The organism is Elstera sp. (genome assembly GCF_044372965.1).
In the GTDB taxonomy this organism is placed as follows: domain Bacteria; phylum Pseudomonadota; class Alphaproteobacteria; order Elsterales; family Elsteraceae; genus Elstera.
Genome location: NZ_JBILQX010000231.1, coordinates 1 through 4592, shown reverse-complemented (window position 1 = coordinate 4592; position 4592 = coordinate 1). Strand labels below are relative to the sequence as shown.

4 protein-coding genes are annotated in these 4592 nt (G+C 58.7%); all 4 read left to right on the top strand.

The annotated features are described in order from the left end of the window. Positions 1–590: hypothetical protein (locus ACIQ36_RS18480; protein ID WP_395832068.1), on the top strand; the 590-nt coding region annotated here is incomplete at its 5' end. Then, the gene (locus tag ACIQ36_RS18475) at positions 587–1825 is read left to right on the top strand and encodes a glycosyltransferase (RefSeq protein WP_395832066.1); all 1239 of its coding nucleotides are present in this window, start codon (positions 587–589) and stop codon (positions 1823–1825) included. The genes ACIQ36_RS18480 and ACIQ36_RS18475, both read left to right, overlap by 4 nt. A gap of 300 nt (positions 1826–2125) precedes the next feature. Further along, entirely contained in the window at positions 2126–4018 is a 1893-nt protein-coding gene (locus tag ACIQ36_RS18470; protein WP_395832064.1) for a type I secretion system permease/ATPase, read from the top strand. Continuing rightward, on the top strand, positions 4015–4592 hold a 578-nt coding region (locus ACIQ36_RS18465), incomplete at its 3' end, for a biotin/lipoyl-binding protein (protein WP_395832062.1). The genes ACIQ36_RS18470 and ACIQ36_RS18465, both read left to right, overlap by 4 nt.

Sequence of the window (4592 nt, the reverse complement as noted above, 5' to 3'; positions counted from 1 at the left end):
AAGACCAATATATGGTGCCGGAAATCGCTCCCCTAGGCGGGGTGGCGTCGACAACCGGGGCGATAACGACGATTGTCGGTAAGGCTACCGTTTCGACCTTATCCTCTGCGGCGACGGGGCCGGCAAGCTTTGATCTTGTTCTCGATGGCGGAACGTTGCAGTTCCATCAGAGCATTGTGGATATTCGCCTGCTCGATCTCATCGCTTGGCAGGGCACGCTTCAGGATTTGGGTGCTAAGGGCGATACGGGCGCGGACGCAATCACTCTTCTCGTTTCAGCAGAGGACGGGAAGATTCTCACACTCACCGACGCGCATGAGAGCGTGATGGTTGGCGAGGGTGATCTTCAAATTAAGAATTTTACTTTTGGTGTTGATCAGCTTGTCTTAGAAGATTTGGACATGATGACGAAAGCGCCTGAAGTATTATTTAGTTACACCGGCGATATTATCATTAAATTCAATGAAATAACGCGCGTTACCCTCATCGGGGTCTTCCAGGCCTCTGAGATGGTCATGGGGGTTGCTTCGGTTAATGTCGGGGGTGGAGGATCATCCCAATTTGGTGAGCCGATTCAGCCTTTGCTATGAAACTTCTGTTTGTTCATCAAAATTTCCCGGGCCAGTTTAAATCGCTCGCTCCGGCTTTTGCATCGATGAGCGATGTCACGGTTGCTGCCTTGTCTATGCAGGCGGGCAAGAGTTTTCCGGGCATTCAGGCTTTCAGCCATGTATCGACACAGGGGACGACGCCGAATATCTCGCCGCTGCTGCTTGATACGGAAGCAAAGCTCATTCGGGCGAGCTCAGCCGTAAAAACGGCGTTGGAGATGCGGGCCCAGGGCTTTACCCCCGATGTGATCATTGCCCATCCCGGTTGGGGGGAGAGCCTGTTTTTGGGCGAGGTCTGGCCTGCGGCGCGGCAACTTCACTTCCTTGAGTTTTTTTACCATAGCCGGGGCGTGGATACTGATTTCGATCCGGAGTTCGCGAGCACCGATTTCGATAATCAGCTACGGGTTGCTAGCAAACAGCCCGCTCCGCTGTGGGCGCTTCATCAGATGGACTGGGGGCTATCGCCAACCCAGTGGCAAAAGGAAACCTATCCGCATTGGGAATGGGATCGTGTTTCGGTTATCCATGACGGTGTGGATACCCAGGCAATTGCCCCGCGAAGCGGGCTCAGCATAACCTTGAAAGAAGCAGGGGTTACGCTCAAGTCCGGCGATCCGATAGTGACCTTCGTGAACCGCAATTTAGAGCCTTATCGCGGTTATCATATTTTCATGCGGGCCTTGCCCGAGATTCTGGCCCGCCACCCGACCGCGCATATCATGATCGTTGGTGGCGAGGGCGTGAGCTACGGTGCCGCCCCGCCTAAGGGCGGCCCGTCGTGGAAGCAGCGGTTCTTTGACGAGGTTTCCGATCGGATCGATAAGCGGCGGGTGCATTTTTTAGGGAATGTCCCCTACCCTAGCTTCATTGGGCTTTTGCAGATGTCGGCAGCCCACGTCTATTTAACCTATCCGTTCGTCCTCTCCTGGTCGCTGCTCGAAGCGATGGCCTGTGAATGCCTCATCATCGGATCGCGCACCGCGCCGGTGATGGAGGTCATTGATGACGGCAAAGAGGGGGTCTTGGTCGATTTTTTCGATCCGGCAGCTCTTGCGGCGGCGGTTTTGGATGGTCTCAATCGTCCTGAAGCCTATCGGGCGATGCGCCAGGCCGCGCGCCGACGGGTTGTTGAGAAGTATGATTTAGCAACGGTTTGCCTGCCTGCACAGGTATCGCTCGTACGCTCCCTCTCTGAACGGGGGCGGCGTTAACAGGTGTAGCATTCCAGTAACGCCCTGTTTCTGAAAAGCCCATCGTCGTCGCAAGACACTTGTAAAATAGCTCTATTTTCCCATCTGTTGCCCTGCTGTCTTCGACAGCGGACTGTGACGGTTATGCTTGTACGTGGCTGGATGGCATGTCAGGTTGACCGGATAGATTTTGTCGATTAAGGCTTACGCGCTGCACAGCATACAGTAACTTGTTAACGGTCTGTGGGGGCTGATCCTACTGGGGATCGCTCGGCGAAGGGTCGCCGGCCGTTCAAGAAAGGCGAGAAGGAGTGCACCTCGGTGACTCGGGTAAATAACGGATCTGCGAAGCTCAGTGTTCTGAAGCAAGCCTTGCGCTCCTGCCGGGGGGCATTTTATGCAACGGCAGTTTTCAGCTTTTTCATCAATTTGCTGATGTTCGTGCAACCGCTTTATATGTTGCAGGTCTACGACCGCGTTCTGGTGAGCCGGAGCGAGCAAACGCTCGTGCTGCTCACCGTGATCGCGGGGGGGATGCTGCTGCTGATGGCCCTGCTGGAGCTTGTCCGCTCGCGGGTGCTGGTGCGCGTCGGTGCGCATTTAGATCGGCAGCTTAGCTTGCGCGTGTTCCGCGCGGTGTTCGATCCGGCGAACCGCAAGGCGGGCGTTGGGCCGCAGGCTTTGTCGGACCTCAATACCGTTCGCGAGTTTTTGACCGGGGCGGGGTTCATCTCGTTCTGCGATGCGCCTTGGACGCCGATCTTTCTCGTTATCGCCTTTGCAATTCATCCTTGGCTTGGCGTGCTCAGCCTCGTCGCGATGATCATTTTGGTAATTCTCGCGGTTCTTAACGAGATTTCGACGCGCGAAACCTTGCAAGATGCTGGGAAAATGTCGGGGGCGGCCTCGCAATATGCGCAGAACAGCATGCGCAGTGCCGAAGCTTTGCAGGCGATGGGCATGATGCCCGGTATTGCGGCGCGGTGGTCGCGCAAGCACGGGCGGATGTTGGAGCTTCAGGCGCTGGCGAGCGACCGGGCCGGGTTGATCGTTGGCCTTAGCAAATTCACCCGCATTTTCGTGCAGGTGATGGTGCTAGGCCTCGGGGCTTATCTCGCCATCGAAAATCTGATTACCGCCGGTATGATCATCGCCTGTTCGATCATTCTGGGCCGCGCGCTGCAGCCGGTGGAAATGGTCATCGGGCAGTGGAAGTTTCTTATTAATGCGCGGGCCGCGTATGGCCGCTTGAATGATGCGCTCAGCGCGGTTCCGCAAGATCACACCAATATGGCCTTGCCGCGCCCGGAAGGCCGGTTGGTCGCCGAGCGGGTGATTGCGATGCAGCCGGGAACGCAGGTTGCGATTCTCAAAGGCGTGACCTTTGCGCTGGAGCCCGGCGAGGTTCTGGGCGTGATTGGGCCGAGCGCGGCTGGGAAATCGACCCTGGCGCGCGCTTTGATTGGCATTTGGCCGATCATGGGCGGGGCCGTGCGACTGGATGGCGTCGATATTCACCAATGGTCGCGCGAAGAGGTCGGCCCGCACTTAGGCTATCTGCCGCAAGATGTGGCGCTTTTCGACGGAACGATTGCCGAGAATATCGCCCGCTTTGGTCCGGTTGACTCGCTCGCCGTCATCGAAGCTGCCCAAAAGGCGGGGGTCCATGACATGGTTCTGGGCTTCCCGGCGGGCTACGATACGGTGATTGGCGACGGTGGCCACGTGCTGTCGGGCGGGCAGCGGCAGCGGATTGGCCTTGCGCGCGCGCTTTACGGGCGTCCGGCCTTCGTGCTGCTCGACGAGCCGAACTCGAACTTGGATAGCGTTGGGGAAGAAGCGCTGATGCGCGCCATCCACCAAATGCGCCAGGAAAAGACGACGGTGGTGGTGATCAGCCATCGGATGAATATCCTCACCGGCGTCGATAAGATCATGCTGCTGACCGATGGTCAGGTAGCGCAATTCGGCCCCCGCGATCAGATTATCAGCCAGTTGACGCGGCCCGTGCCGATGCAACAACAACAGCAACCAGCCCCCCGACCGCCGACGCCGCCGACGGGAACCGTGACGCCGCTTCAGCCCCCCGTCCAACCGGGCACGGTTGCGCCGGGAACGCCGCCGGGCGGCCCGTCCCCAACGCCGCCGCCCCCGTCCGACCCCTCCTTGGGAACGCAGGTTGGGACTGAAGGTCAAGAAAGGAAATCGACATGAGCAATGGGACGCTAGCACCCCGCCCCGCGTCGGGTGAGCCGGTGCCGACGGATCAGAATCCAGTCGTAACCCTTCAAGGCGTTGAGTTTCACAGCGCAAGCGACACGTCGGTTGCGCTCAACTACCGCACGCCGATGCGGGTTGGTTTGCTTGGGATTTTTCTGTGCTTTGCCGTGTTTGGCACCTGGTCGGCCCTGGCGCCGCTCGATGCTGCCGTCGTGGCCCATGGCACGTTGGTGGTCGAGAGCAAACGCAAGTCCGTGCAGCACCTCGAAGGCGGCATCGTTCGCGAAATCCTTGTGAACGATGGGAGCGTTGTGACCGAAGGTCAGCCGCTGCTGCGCCTAGACCCGACACGGGCCCAGGCCAATCTCTCAGTCGTTCAGGGGCAATTGGATGCGACGATGGCGCTTGATGCGCGCCTTGCCGCCGAGCGCGACCGGGCGAAGGAGATCGCCTTTCCCGTCGAACTCACCAGCCGGGCCAGCGACCCCCAGGTTAAGCAGTTGATGGACGCGCAGCGCCGCCAGTTCATCGAGCGGCGCCTGTCGCTGGAAAACCAAATCGCCATCAA

Bases quoted from the DNA above. Each gene is read 5' to 3' on its own strand.
- ACIQ36_RS18475 (WP_395832066.1), top strand. From the start codon at position 587: ATGAAACTTCTGTTTGTTCATCAAAATTTCCCGGGCCAGTTTAAATCG.